This window comes from Moraxella sp. CTOTU47724 (assembly GCF_032014955.1).
GTDB classification, from domain to species: domain Bacteria; phylum Pseudomonadota; class Gammaproteobacteria; order Pseudomonadales; family Moraxellaceae; genus Faucicola; species Faucicola tetraodonis.
The window spans coordinates 1-21,319 of the sequence record NZ_DALZSV010000042.1 but is presented as its reverse complement, the minus strand read 5'-3'; the positions used below and the strand labels follow the sequence as shown (position 1 = coordinate 21,319).

General features: G+C 44.5%; 18 protein-coding genes. 11 read left to right on the top strand and 7 right to left on the bottom strand.

Features of this window, described 5'->3' with window-relative positions:
* Nucleotides 1-44 precede the first annotated feature (44 nt).
* On the top strand, nucleotides 45-4,811 hold the full coding sequence (locus tag RTR63_RS08770; protein WP_312523771.1) for a translocation/assembly module TamB domain-containing protein: 4,767 nt from the start codon (nucleotides 45-47) through the stop codon (nucleotides 4,809-4,811).
* Nucleotides 4,812-4,921: 110 nt separating this feature from the next.
* Here RTR63_RS08770 and RTR63_RS08765 read toward each other — a convergent pair whose 3' ends face one another.
* The 4 genes from RTR63_RS08765 to RTR63_RS08750 all read right to left on the bottom strand — a co-directional run bounded on the left by RTR63_RS08765 (nucleotide 4,922) and on the right by RTR63_RS08750 (nucleotide 7,933).
* Nucleotides 4,922-5,545 (bottom strand): TetR family transcriptional regulator, encoded by a 624-nt coding sequence (locus RTR63_RS08765; protein ID WP_312523770.1) that lies wholly within the window; start codon nucleotides 5,543-5,545, stop codon nucleotides 4,922-4,924.
* Between the two features lie 99 nt (nucleotides 5,546-5,644).
* On the bottom strand, nucleotides 5,645-7,033 hold the full coding sequence (locus tag RTR63_RS08760) for a deoxyguanosinetriphosphate triphosphohydrolase (protein ID WP_312523769.1): 1,389 nt from the start codon (nucleotides 7,031-7,033) through the stop codon (nucleotides 5,645-5,647).
* A 62-nt stretch (nucleotides 7,034-7,095) separates the two neighbouring features.
* The gene (locus RTR63_RS08755) at nucleotides 7,096-7,599 is read right to left on the bottom strand and encodes an IS630 family transposase (RefSeq protein ID WP_082168277.1); all 504 of its coding nucleotides are present in this window, start codon (nucleotides 7,597-7,599) and stop codon (nucleotides 7,096-7,098) included.
* Nucleotides 7,600-7,630: 31 nt separating this feature from the next.
* A complete protein-coding gene (locus tag RTR63_RS08750) occupies nucleotides 7,631-7,933 on the bottom strand; it encodes an IS630 transposase-related protein (protein ID WP_007115011.1) in 303 nt (100 codons plus the stop codon).
* A 377-nt stretch (nucleotides 7,934-8,310) separates the two neighbouring features.
* Here RTR63_RS08750 and RTR63_RS08745 point away from each other — a divergent pair, with 377 nt between their 5' ends.
* Nucleotides 8,311-8,556, top strand: a complete 246-nt coding sequence (locus RTR63_RS08745) for a hypothetical protein (protein WP_096489046.1) — start codon at nucleotides 8,311-8,313, stop codon at nucleotides 8,554-8,556.
* Between the two features lie 126 nt (nucleotides 8,557-8,682).
* Here RTR63_RS08745 and rsmD read toward each other — a convergent pair whose 3' ends face one another.
* Nucleotides 8,683-9,306, bottom strand: coding sequence for a 16S rRNA (guanine(966)-N(2))-methyltransferase RsmD (gene rsmD, locus RTR63_RS08740; RefSeq protein WP_312523766.1), 624 nt, complete (start codon nucleotides 9,304-9,306; stop codon nucleotides 8,683-8,685).
* 35 nt (nucleotides 9,307-9,341) lie between these two features.
* The gene (mrdA, locus tag RTR63_RS08735; protein ID WP_060994719.1) at nucleotides 9,342-11,321 is read right to left on the bottom strand and encodes a penicillin-binding protein 2; all 1,980 of its coding nucleotides are present in this window, start codon (nucleotides 11,319-11,321) and stop codon (nucleotides 9,342-9,344) included.
* A gap of 461 nt (nucleotides 11,322-11,782) precedes the next feature.
* On the opposite strand from mrdA, the gene RTR63_RS08730 reads away from it, so the two are divergent.
* The 6 genes from RTR63_RS08730 (at nucleotide 11,783) to adk (ending at nucleotide 18,576) form a co-directional block, all read left to right on the top strand.
* Nucleotides 11,783-13,093 (top strand): DUF445 domain-containing protein, encoded by a 1,311-nt coding sequence (locus RTR63_RS08730; protein WP_095356102.1) that lies wholly within the window; start codon nucleotides 11,783-11,785, stop codon nucleotides 13,091-13,093.
* A 66-nt stretch (nucleotides 13,094-13,159) separates the two neighbouring features.
* Entirely contained in the window at nucleotides 13,160-15,244 is a 2,085-nt protein-coding gene (locus RTR63_RS08725) for a heme lyase CcmF/NrfE family subunit (RefSeq protein ID WP_312523764.1), read from the top strand.
* Nucleotides 15,231-15,806: a DsbE family thiol:disulfide interchange protein gene (locus RTR63_RS08720; protein ID WP_312523762.1), complete on the top strand. Its 576-nt coding sequence runs from the start codon at nucleotides 15,231-15,233 to the stop codon at nucleotides 15,804-15,806. Before RTR63_RS08725 ends, RTR63_RS08720 begins: the two co-directional genes overlap by 14 nt.
* Before the next feature lie 47 nt (nucleotides 15,807-15,853).
* A complete protein-coding gene (locus RTR63_RS08715) occupies nucleotides 15,854-16,378 on the top strand; it encodes a cytochrome c-type biogenesis protein (RefSeq protein ID WP_406877285.1) in 525 nt (174 codons plus the stop codon).
* Entirely contained in the window at nucleotides 16,378-17,658 is a 1,281-nt protein-coding gene (ccmI, locus tag RTR63_RS08710) for a c-type cytochrome biogenesis protein CcmI (RefSeq protein ID WP_312523760.1), read from the top strand. Before RTR63_RS08715 ends, ccmI begins: the two co-directional genes overlap by 1 nt.
* 261 nt (nucleotides 17,659-17,919) lie before the next feature.
* Nucleotides 17,920-18,576, top strand: a complete 657-nt coding sequence (gene adk, locus RTR63_RS08705; RefSeq protein WP_219332772.1) for an adenylate kinase — start codon at nucleotides 17,920-17,922, stop codon at nucleotides 18,574-18,576.
* A 164-nt stretch (nucleotides 18,577-18,740) separates the two neighbouring features.
* Here the strand turns inward: adk and rpsT are convergent, their stop codons facing one another.
* Nucleotides 18,741-19,010, bottom strand: coding sequence for a 30S ribosomal protein S20 (gene rpsT, locus RTR63_RS08700; RefSeq protein WP_007117302.1), 270 nt, complete (start codon nucleotides 19,008-19,010; stop codon nucleotides 18,741-18,743).
* A gap of 350 nt (nucleotides 19,011-19,360) precedes the next feature.
* On the opposite strand from rpsT, the gene RTR63_RS08695 reads away from it, so the two are divergent.
* The 3 genes from RTR63_RS08695 to RTR63_RS08685 all read left to right on the top strand — a co-directional run.
* A complete protein-coding gene (locus tag RTR63_RS08695) occupies nucleotides 19,361-20,074 on the top strand; it encodes an NAD(P)H-binding protein (RefSeq protein ID WP_312523757.1) in 714 nt (237 codons plus the stop codon).
* A 42-nt stretch (nucleotides 20,075-20,116) separates the two neighbouring features.
* Nucleotides 20,117-20,632: a ribonuclease E activity regulator RraA gene (rraA, locus tag RTR63_RS08690; protein ID WP_312523772.1), complete on the top strand. Its 516-nt coding sequence runs from the start codon at nucleotides 20,117-20,119 to the stop codon at nucleotides 20,630-20,632.
* A 166-nt stretch (nucleotides 20,633-20,798) separates the two neighbouring features.
* Nucleotides 20,799-21,319 (top strand): alanine racemase (locus RTR63_RS08685; RefSeq protein ID WP_312523755.1); only part of this gene is annotated, 521 nt, incomplete at its 3' end.

The following is a 21,319-nucleotide window of genomic DNA, read 5'->3' as shown; positions in this document are numbered from 1 at the left end:
AACCTGTGTTTTTGTAGTTAGCCAACGATTGATTTGCGATATTAATGAAAGACGATAATAACAACGACTCATTGCCCGAAGATGGCACCAAGCCTGACGATAAATCATTGGTAGATAATGACCTAGACGGTAAAATAGACACTGAAAATCTAGACACTAAAAGTCCAGACGGTGAAGATTTAGACCCTGCAAAAAAAGAGGTGGGTTGGCTTCGGCACTGGTATCGGCAGGGTCTTGTCAGCAAAATTGTTATTGTGTTAGCCGTTATTTTGATTGCAATTTTGTTAGGGGCTTATTATGCCGTCGGCACCCCGTGGGGTACACGGTTACTTATCAATGCCATCGTTCAAGAAACAGGTATCAGCCTAACATACGGCAAAGGCAATCTTCGCGATGGCATTTGGGTTTACGATCTTAAAATTCCTGATAAACCGCCAAAAAATTATGTTGAAGTCACCGTCGATAAAGCCTATGTCAAAATTGGCTGGCGCGCCCTTATCAATAAACAAGTGCATCTGCGTGAAGCCAACATCAATCGCATGGTCATCACCTACAAAAAACCACCTTCCAATAAACCCTTTGATTACCCACGCATTGCATTGCCTGTTAACTTAACCTTAGATGACGTACAAGCAAATTTAGTGCGTTATCAGCAAGTGACCCGCGACCCCATCGATTTTAAACAAGCGCATATCCAAAAGTTTACTTGGTATGATACCCAAATCACGGTTGACGAAGGCAAGTTGGCGTATAACAATTTATTAAGTGTCGATAAAGTCAAAGGCAAAATTGACCTACAGCATGATTATCCGCTGGATGTGACAGGACTGGTTATTGTCAATTCGCTGTCAAAAGTGTATGTCGATGCGCTTGATACCCACGCCACAGGCAGTTTGAAATTTTTGACCGCGGATATAAAGAGTAAATACAATAAATCGGATGTTACTGGGCATTTAACGGCGCAGCCGATGGACAAAAACGCGCCATTTAACGCCAAACTTGAATGGAAAGATGTGTTATTGCCCTATGCCACCAGTCAAAACATCCATCTAAAAAATGGACTAGCGACCGCGACAGGGGTGACCAATAATATCCAGCTGCGTATCAATGCTGATTTGACTGCCAAAGATATCCCCAATGGGCATTATCAAGGTCGCGGCGTGATTGCCAATCAAAAACTCAGTATCGAATACCTCACGGCTAAGGTCGCGCAAGGCACATTGACGAGTCAGGGCACGATTGATTGGCATGACCGCACCCGTATTGCCCTGATGAATACGGGTAATGGCTTTAAGATTCGTCAGTTGTTGCCAAAAGACATCGCACCGTATGCGCCAGAGACTTTAACAGGCAAATTAGGCATTGTTTATGATGTGGCAACTGATAAATTACCGATGCAAGTACGGGCAAATCTGCGCCAAGATGACGGTGAAATTATCAATGCCGATATCCGACAAGCCAAAGGCAACCATAAACCTTATACTATCGATGCCAATTGGCAACAGCTGATACGTCACAATTTACCGAACATTGGCGAGCTTAACAGTCCCAATGGCAAAGCGCAGGTGATTTTTCAGCCGGCAGACGGCAAGCGACCCAGCAGTGTACAAGCGCAAGTCAATGCCAATATCCTAAAGCTCAATCAAGCCCCAAGCGGTAATTACCAAGTCAATGCCAACAAAACAGGTCAGCTGGTTGATATCACTCGATTGGTGTATCAAGGCGTGGCAGGTAATTTGGCAGGCAATGGTAAAATTAAACTTGCCAGCGGCAATCAGCCGTTAGCTTGGCAAATCAATGCCAAAACCAACCATTTAAATGCACACGGCATTTTAAATAGCATCCCGCTGCAAGACTTGACAGGCAATGTGGTTGCCAGCGGTACCCTGCAACAGATCCGCCAAGCCAATCGAGCAGTCGTGACCCGTCATGATGTCACCATCAACCAAATTGACATGACGGGGGATTTATTGGGCGCCAACAATAGCAAAAAGCACTTAGCGTTAAAAGGCACAGGCAAAGTACGTGCCGATGTACTGGGCAATAAGTTATCTTATATCGCCGCCAAATTTGATGGTAGCCTCAATGCGCCAAACGTACCCGCAGGCGTGTTTAAATTTGATATTGCAGGCACGCCACAACAGCTCAAAATTAATCAATTTAGTCATCAAGGTAAAGAAGGCTATATCAATGCCAGCGGTAGCTTTGATATGACCAATGGTGCCGGCTGGCATATCAATGCCGACATGAAAAATTTTGATGCCAGCTATTTTGTGCCAAGTTTGCCAAGCCAAATCACCGGCACCATCAATACCGATGGCTACTGGCGGGCAGGCGCTCAGTACATTCATATCGCCAATATGAACCTCAAAGGCAGACTAAAAAACCAACCCTTGATGGCAACGGGTCAATTGACCGCAAAACTGAATTTGCCAAAAGACCTAAGCACTCTGCGCCAAGTCATTGAAAATAGTGCCAATAGTCAAAAATACGGACAAATCCGCCGTCTTATTGAAAGTCTGCAAGCCAATAATCTATTGGTGCAATGGGGTAGCAATCGCATCACCGCCAATGGCAACCAGAACCAACTGGTGACCAGTGTCGATATCAGCACACTCAATCAGCTCATGCCGCAGCTAAAAGGTATCGTTAAAGGCGGTATTGTCTTAACCCAAGATAACAACCAAGCACTGCCTAACATTTATGTGGATTTAGTCGGGCGTAACATTTCACTGCCAAACTTTGTGGTACTCGATGCCAAAGTCACCGGTAAATTGGTCAATCTTGCCAAATCACCCAGTCAGTTGCAATTGACTGCAACGGGTATCAACATCGCCAATCAACCGCTGCGCTCTGTGCAACTGTATTTTAACGGTACCCAAGACAATCACACCTTAGATGTCAAAGCAGATAGTACCAAAGGACAAGTGCAAGCGACGCTCAAAGGTCGTATCGATCTTGCCAAAAAACAGTGGTCGGGTCTGCTCGGTAATGGACAAATTGGTACCAAATATGCCAAGCTGCAACAGCTACAACCCGCACAAATGCTATTGGGCTGGCAAAACCTGAATGTGCAAATGGCGGCACACTGCTGGCAAATGGTTGGGCAAAACGGCAGCCTTTGTCTAAAAAACAACCTCGTTGTGAGTAATGAGCAAGGCAATGTCGATGTCAGCGTGCAACAAATTGATAGCCAAATTTTCTCTGTGGTGATGCCGCGTGATATCGCTTGGTCAGGAAAACTCAACGGCACCGCACTCGTTCATTGGCAGAAGAACCAACGACCCAGTATCAATGCCAGCTTCTTTACCGATAACGGGGTATTTGGTACTGCCCCACAAACCCCTGAAGAAAATCCAACGACCATTGCTTATGAGCGTATCAGTGTCATTGCCCGTTCAACCGCAGAAGGGCTAAAACTTCGCGCAGATATCAAAACCGCCAATGGCGCGGGCAATGGTTATTTGGACGCCACCGTCAATCCCTACATACAGTCAAAACCGATTTCAGGCACCGTTGTTTTCCAAGATATTGACTTGGCGGTATTTAAACCTTTCTTCCCATCGTTTGAACGCTTGACAGGTAACGGTCTAGTGGCAGGTAAAATCAGCGGCTCATTAATGCAGCCCAAATTTGTGGGCGATATTGAGTTACAAGATGCCGGTCTTAGCATCACAGGCGTGCCGATGCGCTTTGATAAGATTAATGTGTTATCGCACGTGGCAGGCAATCAAGCCTCTATTGATGGGTCTTTTGCCAGTGCAGGCGATGGTCAAGGCACCATTACCGGTACAGTTGATTGGACACGTGAGTTGCAAGCCAAGCTGAAGCTGCAAGGTAAAGCGCTGCAAGTGAGCCAGCCGCCTGCGATTTCTGCCATTATTAATCCAATTTTTGATGTGATTGTCAAACCTAGCCAGCGCTACGTGAATATCGTTGGTGTGATTGATGTGCCTCGCGCCACCATTCGCCCCCCTGAAACCACAGGCAATGTGGTCAGCAAATCCCCAGATGTTAACGTGATTGATAGACGCTTGATGGGTCAGATTGATGACGTACTAAAAGTCACCCAACCTTGGAATATCAACGCGGATGTGGGTGTCGATCTCGGCGAGCGCATAAGTTTCCAAGGTTTTGGGGCACGCTTACCATTGGCGGGTGCGCTGCATATCACCCAGCGCGGTCAAGGCACCATGAAAGCAGAAGGCGTGGTGCAAGTATCACGCCGCTCAAAAGTCGAAGTATTTGGGCAAAGCTTGACTCTAAACTTTGCGCAAGTTCGGTTCAATGGTGAAGTGATGAAACCACTGCTAAACGTAGAGGCAGTAAAAGACGTGCAAGGCGTACAAGTGGGCGTCAAAGTCAAAGGCAGCACCAGTGCGCCAAATATTACCGTGTTTAATAATGGCGGACTCAGTGAACAGCAGGCGATGAATGCGTGGGTGACAGGTAGTCTAAATAACAATTCAGGTCAAACTACCAACGAACAAGACTTTAGAAACCGCGTCGACAATACCATTGCCGCAGCAGGGTTAAGTTATGGCTTAAGCGGGACGCGCCAATTTACCAACCAAATTGGTCGGGCGTTTGGGTTGCAGCGTTTAACGTTAGATGCCAATGGCTCGGGCAATGACACTTTGGTCAGTCTAACAGGGTATATCACGCCAGACTTGTTTATACGATATGGGGTAGGCGTGTTCACCTCGCAGCCTGAGCTTAGTATGCGCTATCAATTAACAAGGCGCTTATACATTGAGGCTAAATCTGCCATCAATAACTCTGTCGATTTGATTTATAACTGGCGCTATTAATGGGTTGATAAACAGTAAAAAGGCTGAGTTAATGCTCAGCCTTTTTTTGGTTTCACTGTTTGTTGGTTTCACGGTTTGTTGGTTTTACTGTTTTTTAGCTTAAGTTTTGGTTAAGGACACCAATTACGGACACCATAAAACAGCACTTGCGCCTGTTTGATACAGCGATTGAGATAATCTTGTTTACCTTGTACCTCTGTGGGGTCAAATTTGAGCCATTTATACACCCAAGAAAAATACATATTCACGCCCATATCCGCAATCAGCAGGCGCACTTCTTGATTTAAATGTCCAAAGGCAGGCTGCATGGCCAAATCATCGGTCATGATTTGCGCAAACAAGCTGATTTGCTCATCGAGTGCATTTTGCACAGCTTGGTTACCACCATAGCGCTCAGAGACAATAAAGTGCCAGTGCAATGACGCGTGCTCCACACTTTCCAAAAAGAAACGCACGCTTGAGGCAATTTGCCCTTCATGCGTTCGGGTACGACCCAGCTGCAAATGATCGCGCAGATTTTGCAGCGTGTGACCGAGTTCTTCATTGACTAAGCAGGTGCCAAGCTCATCGATATCCTGAAAATGGCGATAAAAAGCCGTTGGCACTACGCCCACTTCGCGGCTAATCTGGCGAAGTGAAATCGACGAAAACGCATGCCCTGACCTCGATAACTGAAGCACCGATTGAAAAAAGGCTTGACGGGTTTGGCGTTTTTGCAAGTCACGGCTAGTCATTAGGTATCCAATCAGCGGGTTAAACAAGGAAAAATATTCTAAGCCGAAAACGCCAAATATACAATCGTTGACGATTAACGAAACGATAAGTAATGAGGTTTAAATATTCACCGACCAATTGCCCTTTAACGCTTGCGCGAGCCGATAGGCTTCATGATCATTCATGCCAGTCAGCATGTCTAAAATACACAAGATATTTTGATAAACATCATCCCCTAACTGCCGACTAACATTGCTTAAATGGGCATTTAATAGATTAAGCAGTCGTAATTGCTCAAACTGAGAAATACTGTCTGCTGAATTACCCGTCAACGCGAGTGGCATAAACGCATCAAGTAGCGTATGTAAACAGCGGTTTGACATGATTTCAACGCGTACTTTGCTTGGATGTTGAAAAATACGGGTATTGGCTAGGCTTTTGGCTTCACTGATACTACTGCGTACATTATTGGGGCAGTAGTCAAATAAGCTGCCTGTCAGCTCGCCTGCCAATAAGGCGGCTTGGTTGGCAACAAAGGCATCAGTGACTTTGTCTACCAATCGCCGCATTGCTCGCCCCCGTAGTGCGGCTAATTTTTGGGTGATAGGCGCATTGGTCGTGACTTCAGGCGGTACGCCAAGCCGTTTACCGACGAGTTTGAGCAGCAGTGGCTCAACTTCATGATACTCTAACATACCCAGTAAAATCCCATCTTCCAAATCAATCAGCGCATAACAGATATCATCGGCGGCTTCTAGCAAATAAGCCAATGGATGACGTGCGTAACCCCTTTGGGTCTTGGGTAGTCGCAGCTGCTCCGCCAAATCCTGTAAATACGGCGCTTCACTTTCAAAACAGCCAAATTTCTTGAGCGTTAAGGGTGAGGGCAGTGAGTCACTGTCACTGACTGAATTGATAGGGGTGGAAAGATAAGGGTATTTCATAAAAGCGCCCAGCGTCGCCGCTGTCAGGCGCATGCCACCTTCATCGGGATGATGCTCGTTACGGGTCAGCAGTCGAAAACCTTGCGCATTGCCTTCATACGCTAATAAATCTATTCGCTGGCGTGGGGTAAGCCGCCTTAGATACTGGCGCTGGGCAGGCTGAAAAAACCAATCTCGAATCGCCTGCTCACCTGCATGCCCAAACGGGGGATTACCGATGTCATGTGCCAGACAAGCTGCCTGCACAATGACTCCCATGTCCGACATGGTAAAGCCGCTTGGCAAGTCATTACCGAGTTTCTCCGCGCTCATCATCCCTAGCGAGCGCCCAATACAAGATACTTCAAGCGAATGGGTTAAGCGGGTATGAATACCCATCTCATGGGTTAACGGATGCACTTGGGTTTTTTGATTCAATTGGCGAAAAGATTGCGAAAAAACCAGCCTGTCATAGTCCTTATGAAATGCTGTCCTTGAGCTCTTGGATTGGGTGAACTGATTGCCATGATAGATAGGTTTGGCAGATAACAGCGCTTGCCATTGCTTGTGTGTATTTTTTTTCATTATTATTTTCAGTCTTACAGAAAAATGGGGTGGATGGGATTAACTAACTATAGTAAAAGAAATTAAAAACTACCACAAATCCACATAAAGTAGAAGAATAGCTTATCGATATCATCAAGTCGCCAATCTTGTCTTAACCTTTTAACCCAAGCCCAAATATGTTCAATGGGATTGAGGTCAGGACTGTAAGGCGGCAACCAAAGAATTGTATGACCTGCTTGCTCGATAAGATTTTTAATATCTTCTCGAATGTGAAATCTAGCTTTATCCATTACAATCAAGCTATGTGGTGACAATGCAGGTAATAACAGATTTTTTGTCCAATGATAAAAGACATCAGCGTTAATATTAAAATCGTATAGCCCTACAGCAAACAGCTGATTACCATGAATAGCCCCAATCGCATTGGTGGTACTTTTTAGCTGCCAGTTGTAGCTATCAAAGCATTTTTGTCCCCTTGGTGCATAAGCATAAGGGCGATAGCTACTAGTTTTAAAGCCACATTCATCAAGGTAGATAATAGGTCGGTTGCTGCTTTGATAGTCTGCCAGTTGCTCGATAAACACTTGACGTTTTATTTCATCTGCCTGTGGGTGTTTAAGTATCTTTTTTTTGAGTGATTTTAAGCCGCTTTAAGGCTATCCCAATTGCTCTTTGAGTGCAGTTGAAACGTACGGCTCGCTCTCGTTGGTAGCTATCAGGGTATTTTTCGACATCTTGCTTGAGTAAAGCCATGTCGATTTTGCCTTTACGAGTTTTAACCACTTTACGTTCTGGTTGTTTTTTCCAGTTTTGTAAAGTGCGTGTGCTGATATTAAATTCTTGGGCAAGGCTACGAATGCTTCTTCCTGCTTTGTGCTTGTCCAGTATCATTTGTCGGTAGTCGGTTGAGTATGCCATTTTGTTATTGTAGCACTTCTATATTTCTTTAACTATAGCTAATTGATTCTAGCTAGATAATTGATTATTAACCAGTTTGGATGAATATTTTTTCAAAGGTTTGACGACACTTATACCATTTATCGCAAAAAAATGACCAAATAGGAATTTTTCTGATAAAACAATTGTGTAATTTTTTATTATTGTTATAATTTAGTAACAAATACATTGTAGAATGTAATCAATATAAGATAAATGTAATGTTTGATTACCTTTGTACATATGTACATAGCTTTTGTGGCAATACAACCCATAGCTTTAGCCCATGGTTGTTTGCTAAAAAAAGTAACACAATGAAATTTAAACAGTTAAATTTCAAATTTTTTAGGACACAATTTATGATCCATCAAGCTAACAATACGAACGATAAAGATGCCGATGATTGTGTGGAAATGACGCGCCATCGCTCTAAAGTCAACATTCATAGTGTTGTGCTGGTGATTATGTTAGCGCTCTTGGTGACATTTTTGATGGTGGTTGGGGTCAGTTATCTGTATGAAGCCAACAACTTAAAAGGACAGTCATCAAAATATTTATGTCCGTCAGCGTCTGCCGTACAAGTGGGTATATGCATTAAAAGCTAATAGTGGGTTTGCTATGAGACGTGAATGGTTATTGATTTTACCGACTGGATTAATCCAGTCGGTTTTTTAATGCCTATCGGTTTTTTAATGCCTAAGTTCAAGGGCTTTGAATTAAAATGCTTTAAATTAAAGCGCTTTGGGCTGGTAAATGCCGGCAAAAATTTGCCCCATTTTTTTATATTTAAGTAACTCAAGTGACGCGGTAAAAGATTCTAACAGGTGGCTATGATCTTGATCGCTTTCGATATACAGTAATGTCTGCGGATGAATTAACTGATGGTTGATTAACCCATGCAAAATTGTATCCCATAACGCTAGTTGATAAGGCGGGTCGATAAACACCACATCAAACGGCTCGGTCTTTGCCAGTTGTGGTAAGGCATGTTGTATCGTAGCTTCCATTGTCACAATTTTTGTATCAGCAATACCTAACAGGGCTTGGGTGGCTTTAATTTGCCTACATTGCTCATGGTTAGGCTCGATAGAAGTTAACTGCTTGGCACCCCGCGACAAGGCTTCAAAACCGAGCACCCCACTACCAGCACAGCAATCTAGTACCTTGGCATTGACTAAATCATCGGCAAGCCAGTTAAATATTGTCTCTCGGACACGGTCGGGGGTTGGTCGCAACCCATCGGCATCGATAAACGCTACCAAACGCCGACGATACTCGCCGCCGATGATACGCACGTGAGAAACTGGAGGGGATTTGGTGGCTTTATTGGCTCGTTTGCTGATTTTGGACATCATGGTTTAGAAATCATAGTTTGGACATCTACATTACGTCAGTCAGCGCCACCCACCGCAGGGAGTTTGGCGGTATTGGGTTTTGCGATAATAGGTTTACCCGACAAAACTAACGCTGCCCGTTGCAATTTGGCGGCTTGTTTTTCGGCGTTGATTTTGGCAAGTTCTTCAGGCGATGGGGGCACAATCGGTTTTTTGATTTTATCAATGAGCCAGTAATCCATCATTTTACGCACAATCGGTGCTACCCAGCCACCATGCCGACCGTTTTCTACGATGACGGCAATGGCAATTTGCGGGTTTTCTACCGGGGCAAAACCAACAAACCAGCCATGATCCCAGTGACGTGAGTCAAGCGCGGCTTCGTTATAGCGTTTACCTTGTGCGATAGATTTGACCTGCGCTGTGCCTGTTTTGCCAGCGATGCGATAAGTTGGCGTATAGATATTATGCGCTGTGCCTTTTTTGACCACATCTTCCATGGCTAGGTGCATACGCTGCCAATCATTGGGGTTACCGTTGTATTGAATTTTCCCATCGGGCTTTTCAATAGGGGTGACATGTTCGGCACCGGTGGATTTTTTGAGCAGATGGGGGGTTAAATGCTGTCCATCACCGGCTAGCATGGCGATACCATTGGCAATCTGTAAGGGTGTCGCCAAAAAATACCCTTGCCCGATACTCACAGAAATGGTTTCCCCAGGCAACCAGGCTTTTTTATAGGTTTTCATTTTCCACTCAGTAGAAGGGTAGACCCCGGTTTTTTCTCCCGGCAAATCAATGCCCGTTTTACTACCAAAATTAAAACGCGTCATCCAATCATGAAGACGGTCAATACCGAGTTGATAAGACAGCTTGTAGTAGTAGGTATCGACAGATTCGACCACGGATTTATGCAGATTGACGTTACCATGACCTGATTTTTTCCAGTCACGAAATTTATGGCTATCGCCAGGCAGACTAAAATAACCCGGATCATAAATACTACTGTCCCATCCCATTATGCCGTAATGAATCCCTGCCAAACCCTCAATCGGTTTGATAGAAGAACCCGGGGGATATTGTCCTTGCAGCGCACGGTTATACAGTGGCATGTCGGGGTCTTGTTGCAGTGCCTTGTATTCTCTGCTACTAATCCCAGTGATAAAGGGATTGGGGTCAAAACTTGGATTGCTCACAAAGGCTAAAATCTCGCCAGTGCTGGGGTCAATTGCCACCGCTGCGCCGCGTTTACCATTTAACAAATCGCTGGTCAATTTTTGCAAGCCATAATCAAGGCTTAGATAAATATCATTGCCGGGAATGGGCGGTTTGGTATCGAGTTTTTTGATGATATCGCCATAGGCATTGGTTTCAATCGATTGATAACCGGGTTTGCCCAGTAGCAGCGACTCGTAATATTTTTCAATCCCTGTTTTACCTATCAAATCGGTGCCTGCATACAGCTTTTTATCCAACTTTTTACTATCATTGTCGCTGATACGCCCAACATAGCCAATCACATGGGCAAATAAATCACTGTAGGGATAAGTGCGCGTGAGTTTACTTTGAATCGTCACGCCTTTAAAAAACGGTTTACGTTCACTAAACTGGGCAACTTGCTGCTCGGTGAGTCCGATTTTAATGGTGACAGGTTCGTTTTTACTTTTTTTAAGGGCTTTTGAAGCTTCACTGATTTCTTCAGGTGTCAACTGAAAAATCGGGGTGAGTAGTGCCAAGGTATTGTCAGGATTGTCAATTTCATCAGGACTGATAACAGCGGTAAAAACAGGCTGGTTATCTGCCAAAATTACGCCGTTACGGTCATAAATGTAGCCGCGGCTGGGCGGCGCAGAAACCAGCTTGATACGATTATTGTCAGATTGGGTGACGTACTGGTCGTGAGTATAAATTTGTAGATAAGCATAACGTACAATCAAGCCAACCAAGCCCAAAAAAACAAACACTGATGCCAAAATTACCCGGCGGCGAAAGATGAGATTTTCACGTTGCATATCTGAAGAATGGGGTGGTTTCATAAGCGGGTAACAGCAATTAGAACGGTTTTAAAAAGGGTCGCGGTGCGATGAACGTTTAGCTTAATGCAAATATAGGGATATCACCTAGCCTCCTACCTATTGGTGGCTTAAGTCTGATGGCTCAAATCAAAATTTAAGAGCGATATACTAGCATAAAATGTGGCAAATTAGCATGCCCAAATCCTGTCAAAATCGCAAATAACTAACGGCTGCTGTCAAAACAAGTGTATCAAATTATGATAACCGAATTGACGGCAATATGGATATAACATAGGGATGCAAAACCGCTAAAAATACAACTTCTTCAGGTAAAATGTATCTTTCTGTGCTAAAATCTAGCGGTTTGAACGCACCCATATTAACGCACCCATACTACAGACGTTGTCAAGCAAACCTTGTAATGTCATCTCGGTTTTATGGTCCTTTGATTTTAGCTTTTTCACTATGTGAGCTTTTTTGATATGTTTGCAGAAATTTGGCACAAGCTTGCAACCCATCCGCAATTTTTCGCCATGCTGACCATTCCATTTGTGACAGCAGTCGTGACTTGGGCGCATGTATGGATGGCGCTCAAGATGCTATTTTATCCCATTCATTTTTGGGGCATTAAGATTCAAGGGTTCCCAGGCGGCGGTATCGGCTGGCAGGGCATTGTGCCACGCAAAGCGGGTAAAATCTCAGGAATTATTGTTGACCAAACTTTATCCAAGCTTGGCTCGCTTGATGAGTTTTTCCAAGCCATGCACCCTGAAGAAGTGGCAGATTTTATCAGCCAAACCATGAACCAAAACTTGGATTTGCTGATTGATGAAATCATGAATGAGCGCTCGGCAACGCTGTGGGCGAATCTGCCTTTTGCTGTCAAACGCCGTATCTATGCGTATGGACACGAGCAATTGCCAGCTATCATGAAAAATCTGGTGCTCGACTTGACCTACAATGTCGAAAACTTGGTTGATATGCGCGAGATGATTGTCAATAAGATGGAAAGCGACCGCGCGCTGATGGTGCGGATGTTTTTGAAGGTAGGTCAAAAAGAGATTAATTTTATTTGGCATATCAGTGCGCTGATTGGGTTTGTATTTGGTATTTTGCAGATGGCGATTTTTTGGTTTGTGCCGCAGCACTGGACGGTGCCGTTTTTTGCCGCGATTTGGGGGCTGTTGACCAACTGGATTGCCATCTGGATGGTATTTAATCCAATTGAGCCGCATTATTATCGCTATCCCAAATTTTTTAGTTTTAGCAAATCGCTGCCGTTTATTCGCTTTGAAAAACCGCACATGGGACAATTTAACTGGCAAGGTGGTTTTATGAAACGCCAGCCTGAGGTCTCTGAGGTGTTTGCTGAGATTGTGGTCAAAGATTTGGTCACGCTCAAAAACATCATGTATGAAATGATGTATGGCAGTCGTGCGATGCAAACGCGTGAGCTGATTAAAAAACACCTAAACCCAATTTTGGAATCACAGGTGATTCAAACAAGCTTGAAATTTGGTTTGGGTCGTAAAGAGTTTGGTCAGCTTAGACACGTGATTATTGATAAGTCAATTGCAGCGACCATGGTGCCGATGAGTAATCCTGAGCTTAATCTTAGCCGCGCAGAAAAAATCTTTGGGCTGTTTCGAGACCGAATTCGCGCATTGACGCCCAATGAATTTCAAAATCTGTTGCGTCCTGCCTTTCGTGAAGATGAATTAACACTGATTATTTTGGGCGGTGTGACAGGGTTTTTGGCGGGCTGGATACATTTGATATTGGTGTTTTATTAATTTGACCCATTTTTTTGGTGAAAATTCTACAGTGTGATAACCACTACAGCGATAGGAGCAGTGGGTATGTTAATTACTGAATTGGGCTATTTTGCGCTTATTTCAGCCTTGGTGATTGCCATTTTACAGGTTATTTTGCCAGCAGTCGGGGTGTTCAAACACCAACCTGCTTGGCAACGACTGGCGGGAAGTTTTGCCATTGCGCAGTTTTTGGCAACCGGCACGTCGTTTTTGTGCCTAATGTATGGGTTTTATGCCAATGATTTTACGTTGATCTATGTCGCCAATCAGTCAAATTCTTTGCTACCTTGGTACTATCGCTTATCAGCCTCGTGGGGCGGGCATGAAGGCTCACTGCTATTGTGGGTCACCATTTTGGCGACTTGGGGCGCGGCGGTGGCCGTTTTTAGTCGAAGCTTGCCGCTTGCCATGCGCGCACGCGTGTTGGTGGTGATAGCCTTTGTGCAAATGATGATGCTAAGCATGGTGATTTTTGTGTCGTCACCCTTTAATCGCAGTCTACCCAGCATCCCAGTGGATGGCAAAGATTTGAATCCATTACTGCAAGACCCCGGATTAATTTTTCACCCGCCGATGCTGTACATGGGCTATGTGGGCGCGGTAGTGCCGTTTGCCTTTGCCATGGCAGCATTGTGGGCAGGTCGGTTAGATGCGGTGTGGACGCGTTGGTCGCGTCCTTGGACACTAGCGGCTTGGTGCTGTTTGACCTTAGGGATTGTATTTGGCTCAATGTGGGCATACAACGAGCTTGGCTGGGGCGGCTGGTGGTTTTGGGATCCTGTGGAAAACGCGTCCTTTATGCCTTGGCTCGGTGGGGTGGCATTATTACACTCATTGGCAGTTACCGAAAAGCGCGGCGTGTTCAAAGCTTGGACGATTATGTTGGCGATTTTCAGCTTTGCCTTGAGTTTATTGGGCACTTTTTTGGTACGTTCGGGGGTCATTACCTCGGTTCACTCATTTGCCGCAGACCCTACCCGCGGTCTGTTTATCCTAGTGATTTTGGGCGTGGTAATCGGTGGCGGTCTGGCGATGTTTGCGTGGCGTGGTTGGCGTTTGACCCAAGAAAGCCATTATCAGCTTAAATCTCGTGAGACATTATTGGTCATCAATAACATTATTATATTAGTCGCAACCATTGTGGTGGTGATTGGCACACTTTATCCAATGCTGGCCGATGCGTTAAAACTGGGTCAAGTATCGGTCGGTGCGCCTTATTTTAATGCGTTATTTGTGCCGTTAACTTGGTTATTGTTGTTGTTTTTAGCCATTGGACCGGTCAGCCGTTGGAAAAAAGACACTCGTCCATTGTTGGGTACGGGTCTGGCGATTTTAGCCAGCTGTTTTGTGTTAGCCGGGGTTTTAAGCTATTTCTTGGTCAGTAGCATTAACATCAACATCTTTATGTCAGCGGCACTGTGTCTATGGGTGTTGGTATGGATGGTGATTGATATCAAAGATAAAACCCGTAACGCGCACTCGTTTGGCGCTGGGCTGAAACGTCTGCACATGGGCTATTGGGGAATGCAGCTGGCGCATTTGGGTATTTTGCTATCTGTGATGGGTATTGCCATCACCACAAGCTTAAGTATCGAAAAAGACATTGCCATGCAAAAAAACCAATCGGTTGAAGTGCAGGGCTACCAGTTCACCATGGATGAGCTAAAAAAAATTCGCGGCGCCAACTTTGATGCCACCCAAGCGGTGGTCAGTGTTCGTAAAAACAACCAAGTGGTCGCGACCCTTTATCCAGAAAAACGCCATTATGTGGTCAGTCAAATGCCCATGACCGAAGCTTCTATCCAGTACAACCCATTAAGAGATATCTACATGGCAATGGGTGAGCCGATTTTAGGGGTGAATCAAACGGAAGCGACTGCCGATAAATGGGCGGTGCGTATCTATATCAAACCTGGCGTACGCTGGGTGTGGTGGGGCGGTTTTGTGCTGGCGCTCGGTGCGATTTTAAGTATGTTTGATAAACGCTATCGTAAACTACCGAGACTTGCTGATATAAATGATGATAAGTCGGGGAATTTAGCAGCGATTAACACAGCAGCGGCAAACGCCCCCGTGTTAGTAAAAAATGACAGCAAGTTAGGTCAGGAGAGTACTCATGGCAATGCGTAAAAGACAACTTTGGTTTTTAATTCCTTTGGTGCTTTTTTTGATTATCATTGCGCTGTTTTATACGCGGTTGGGCAAAGATACCACAGTAGTAACCAATACCTCGCTCAATCGCGCTTTGCCAAGTTTTAGCTTACCGTCTTTGGGTAACCCGTCACAAATGATTACCCAAGCACAGCTACCCAAACAGCCATTTTTACTCAATGTATGGGCGTCTTGGTGCGTGACTTGTAAAGTTGAACACCCGTTTTTACTGCAAATGTCAAAGACAGGCGTACCGATTGTTGGGGTCAATTATAAAGATGAAACCAAAGACGCGCTTGATTATCTCAACACCCATGAAGACCCATTTACCGTCAATGTGCAAGACAAAGAAGGGAATTTTGGCATTGATTTGGGTCTGACGGGTGTGCCAGAGTCGTTTGTGGTTGATGGCAAAGGCAATGTGCGCCAGCATATCTTGGGTGAAATCAACGAAGATCGCTACAATAAGCAAGTATTGCCTTGTATGACTGCGCTGCGTGAACAAGCCGCCGATGCTAAAATCCGTGAGGTGTGCCAATGAGTATCACATTTTCAAAAACTCTTCATTTGATAGTCAGGGCGATGGCTATGGTATTGTTAGTCGCAGGGTTATCCATATCGGCTTGGGCAAATATTGATACCTACCAATTTGACAACCCGCGCCAAGAAGCCCAGTATCGTGCGCTTATCGAAGAGTTTCGTTGTCCAAAATGTCAAAATCAAAACTTGGCAGGTTCCGATGCGCCAATTGCACAAGATTTAAAACAAAAGACTTATGACATGGTCAAAGACGGTCGTTCCGACGCCGAAATTCGCCAGTATATGAATGAGCGCTACGGTGACTTTATTAGCTACAAACCACCTGTGCGCCCATCCACCTGGATTTTATGGTTTTTTCCGCCTGTGTTGTTGGTGTTTGTGATGCTGGCTTGGTTTATTCGTAACCGTAATTCGTCAAAACGTGCCGCTGTCATCGCCAATCCCATAGAAGAGGGTTATGCGCCACTCTCAGCCGCCGAACAACAGCGATTACAAGATTTGTTAAACGCCAATGATAACGCTGCCAATGCTAAAACTAGTGAAATCAATCAAGCAGTCGGTAAGGAAAATTAATGTCAACGCTAATTATTTTTATCATTGTCGCACTTTTGTTTGCTATCACGCTTGCGGTATTTATTCTGTTACCTTGGTTGCAAACCGAAAGCCATCACGCCATCGCCAATCGCGCTGATAATCAGCTACTAACGCTCAATATTGAAGTATTTAAACAACGGTTGGTAGAACTTGATGCCGATTTTGGTGAGGGTCAAATCGATGAGGCGACTTATCAAACCCAAAAACTGGCGTTAGAGCGTCAATTACTAGACATCAGTGACAATCAAGATACCAGCCATTTTACCCCCAATTGGAAAAGCCGTCTGATAGTTATCATTTGGATTCCGCTGTTATCTGCGATGGCTTATGTGATGATTGCCGACCGCACGCCCGTCTATCAGTTATGGGATGCACAAAATCGCTTGGGACAAGTCGCAGATGATTTGCTGACCGCAAAAATCGATACGCCACCCGAATGGGCGACCAAAGACAGTGTGGGACTAATTAGTGCCATGCAAACCAATGTGCATCATCATGCCACCGATCCGCTGCGTTGGTTTCGTCTCTCTGAAGTGTTTGTAGCTTTGCAAGCACCCGAGCAAGCAATTGAAGCCTTGGCAAGGGCGTATCGTCTCAATCCTGATGATGAAAAAATCGCCATTACTTACGCGCAAACTAGCTTTTTTACCCAAGGCGGGGTAATGGATGACAAAACCCGTCAAGTAGTTGAGCATATTCTAGCCAAAAGTCCCAAACACCAAGGCGCACAAATGCTGATGGCAATGGGCGAAATGCGGGCGGGCAACTACGCGCAGTCTCGAAAATGGGTAGCGCTGCTACGTACTGAAATCCAAGCGCGTCCTGGCGATCATACCCAAGCCCTAAGCAGCTTATCTGAACTTGAGCAGACTATTAACCAGCGTGAAGCCCAAGGCGAACAGGCGATTACAGTCAATGTCAAAGTCACCCCTGAGATATTAGGACGGGTGAAAAAAGGCGAAAGCTTATTTGTTAATGTGCGTAAGATGGCAGGTGGTCCCCCTGTTGCTGCCAAAAAACTGTCAGCAGATACCTTAACCATCAATGGTATGGCAATTAACATCAGCGATAACGATAGCATCATGCCGACCATGACCTTAAGCTCGGCCATTAGCACGAATGAGCCACTGGTGATTACTGCCCGAGTTAGTGCTTCAGGTGACGCCATGCCGCAAAGTGGCGACTTGACGAGTAACCCCGTACCGCTAGAAAAGACAGCTGACTCGACAACGGTATTGATTGATAAAATCGTGCCTTAAATCGTTATGAAAAATTCCTTGATTGAATACGGGCATAATTGAATAGGTGGTGAGTTAACTCTTGCCACATTTTTATTTTTAATACCCCTATCAATTTAAATTATTTTGCAAAAATTGCTTGAGATTTTAGCGGTTAACGAGTATTGTTAACCCAGTATTTCAAAACTGTTAGTTATTCGAACACACCATTTGTGGGTCTTTTTTGCTATTGCAGTAATGAGATAGGGCGATTTTAATAATTTCGACTTAAGGAATAGGTTTATGAAGCGTATTATTCTTTTAGGGCCACCTGGCGCTGGTAAGGGTACCCAAGCACAAATCATCACCAAGGAATTTAATATTCCACAAATCTCAACAGGTGATATGCTACGTGCCGCTATCAAAGAAGGTACTGAGCTTGGCAAACAAGCCAAAAGTATCATGGATGCCGGTGGACTTGTCTCAGATGATTTAATTATCAACCTAGTTAAAGCCCGTATTGCGCAGCCAGATTGTGCCAACGGCTGCATTTTTGATGGCTTTCCGCGCACCATTCCACAAGCGCAAGCGTTAGCCGATGCAGGCGTACACATCGATAACGTGGTAGAAATTGCCGTACCTGATGAAGACATCGTGTCTCGTTTGTCAGGTCGTCGCTCTCATCCTGCTTCAGGTCGCGTGTACCATGTGGTTTATAATCCACCCAAAGTGGAAGGTAAAGATGACGAAACCGGTGAAGATTTGGTTCAGCGTGAGGATGATAAAGAAGATACCATCCGTGATCGTTTAGCGACTTATCATAACCAAACAGAAGCTTTGGTTGGTTTTTATCAAGACTTGGCAAAATCGGGTCAAAACGCGCCTCGCTATGCCAAATTTGATGGTACACAAGCGATTGATAAAGTCAGTGAACAAGTCCTTGCCGAGTTAAAAGCATAATTAAAACCATGATGAAACGCATCAATGGGCTTTAGGTAAGCTAAATAAAAAAAGCTGAAATTTCGATTTCAGCTTTTTTTATAATTAAATCAATTTTATAGCTAAATCAGTCTCAATAAAAAAGCCAATTCAATATGAATTGGCTTTTTTAATGAAACAAACAATTAAGCAGTTTTAAGGGCTTTAATTGCTTTGTTTAAGCGGCTTTTATGACGTGCTGCTTTGTTTTTGTGAATCACGCCTTTATCAGCAATACGGTCAATCACTGGAACTGCTTTTTTGTAAGCTTCAGTCGCTGCTTCGTAGTTTTTATCTTCAACGGCTTTTACCACATGTTTGATGAAAGTACGAACCATAGAACGTTGTGATGCTTTTAATTGACGACGTTTAACGTTTTGACGAGCGCGTTTGCGAGCTTGTGCAGAATTTGCCACGTAAATCTCCTTGGATTTGCAATATAAATCGATCTGTTAGTAAGTGAGCAGCCATTCGCTTATTACAGACACGGGTAGTTAGGGTTGCTTGAATCCTTGAATCACTAGACACGGAAACACAATTAACGATATCAAGCGGATTTAAAGCCCGCTATTTTAGCAAACTCACGCTACAATAACAACTTATTCGGCAGATTATTCAGCGTATTTCGTCTATTGGCTAAAAAACCATCGCGCAATGCTCATCAACGCTGAAAAAAACGTATTTGTAGGTGAAAGTTTTGATTATCTGTGATTAAATAAAATGACATTAAAAACTCATAAAATATTCATACTGAGGTCATTGTTTTATGCAGCGCACAGCATTAATCATCGGTGCAACCGGCTTGGTAGGCAATTCATTGCTCACTCAACTAGGCAGTTTGTATCAAAAAGTCATTATCATTGCGCGCTCTCAGCCAAAAGGGTTGAGTGATTCGATGCATTTTTACCAGCTTAAAGATTTTAATCAAATGCATGAATTTGTGTCTGCGCTGTCGATTGGTAAAGACACCGATGCTTTTAGCTGTCTGGGTACTACCATTAAGGAAGCGGGTAGTGAAGCGGCTTTTCGGCAAATTGATTTTACCTATAATATGGCATTTGCCAAAGCTTGCAAACAAAAAGGCGTAGAGCGGTTTTTTTTGTTATCGGCGATGGGCGCCAATGCTGACAGTCGCTTTTTTTATAACCGTGTCAAAGGTGAGCTTGAGACGGCGATTGGCAATTTAGGCTTTCAAGAATTAGCAATTTTTCGTCCCTCTTTGCTGCTTGGCAAACACGATGATCGTAAACTTGAAACCATCGCGCAGACGGCGTACAAACTCATCAAACCTATTGTGCCTAAAAAACTGCCTGTCCGTCCCATAGAAGCCGATAGGGTGGCGATGGCAATGGCGCTGGTGAGCAACAATTGGCACATCAAACATACTTATGAAAAATCTGCTAATCGCGTCGATATTGCCCAAAAAACCCAAGTTATCAGTAACAGTGAAATGCTAGCGATGACGCGGTTTAGAAACTAACCTTCCCAAAAAAAATTGACTTAAGGAACGATGATGAGCGACATGACGTTACAAAATTTTATTACCTGCGACCTACTTGATGATAATCCAGAATGTCAGGTTTGTGCACCCAATATGGAAGGCAAACGCTTTTTTAGTTATGGCGGTAACACAAAATTTGGCGGTGAAGTGGTAACCGTCAAATGCTTTGAAGACAATAGCCGTGTTAAAGAGCTGTTAGCCACGCATGGCAAAGATGAGAAAGGCAATGGCAAGGTTTTGGTGGTAGACGGTGGGGCGTCAATGCGCTGTGCCTTGCTGGGCGATATGATTGCACAAAGCGGCGTTGATAATGGCTGGGCTGGCGTGATTGTGTATGGCTGTGTGCGAGATGTGGATGATATGGGCAAAATGCCAATCGGGGTACAAGCGCTCGGCGCCATTCCCCGCAAATCCAATCGCAAAGGGGTGGGCGATGTAGGCGTGATGCTCAATTTTGGCGGAATCACGATAAATAATGGCGACTTTGTGTATGCCGATAACAATGGCATGATTGTGAGTACGACATCATTGCTTTAATGAGCTAAGTTAAGCTACTAAACTAAAAAGCAACCTAGGTTGGTTAAAAAACCGTATCAATTGTTGATATATTAACTGGTTATATGGCTCGACTGCGTTAACATCAGCGCATGAAAGCGCGTGCTTTTTCTGATTTTTTTATTGTCATATCATTTTGGGAATTATTATGAAACTACATCAAACTCTGCTATCGCTTGCCATCGCCACCGTCATGTATCACGCTGCGCCCGCGCAAGCCGCGCCCGCGCTAACGTATGCTGGCGATAATCCTCATATCGTTAATCTTGCCAATACCAACGCTTGGCTTGAAGTAGATACTGAAGCGTACGGGCATAATATTGAAGCGATGCGCGCGCATTTAGGTGGTAAATCCCAAATCTGTGCGATTTTAAAAGCCGATGCGTATGGCTTTGGCATTGATAATTTGATGCCTACCGTGATTGAGCATAAAGTGCCTTGTATCGGCATTGCCAGTAACGAAGAAGCCCGTATCGCCCGCAAACACGGCTATAAAGGACGAGTGATGCGGGTGCGTACGGCGACCAACCAAGAAATTGAAGACGGCTTAAAATACAATGTCGAAGAGTTATTTGGTACCCTTAAACAAGCCCAAACTGCCAGTGATATCGCACGAGCAGCGGGCGTGGTCATTAATTTTCATATGGCACTCAACGACGGCGGCATGGA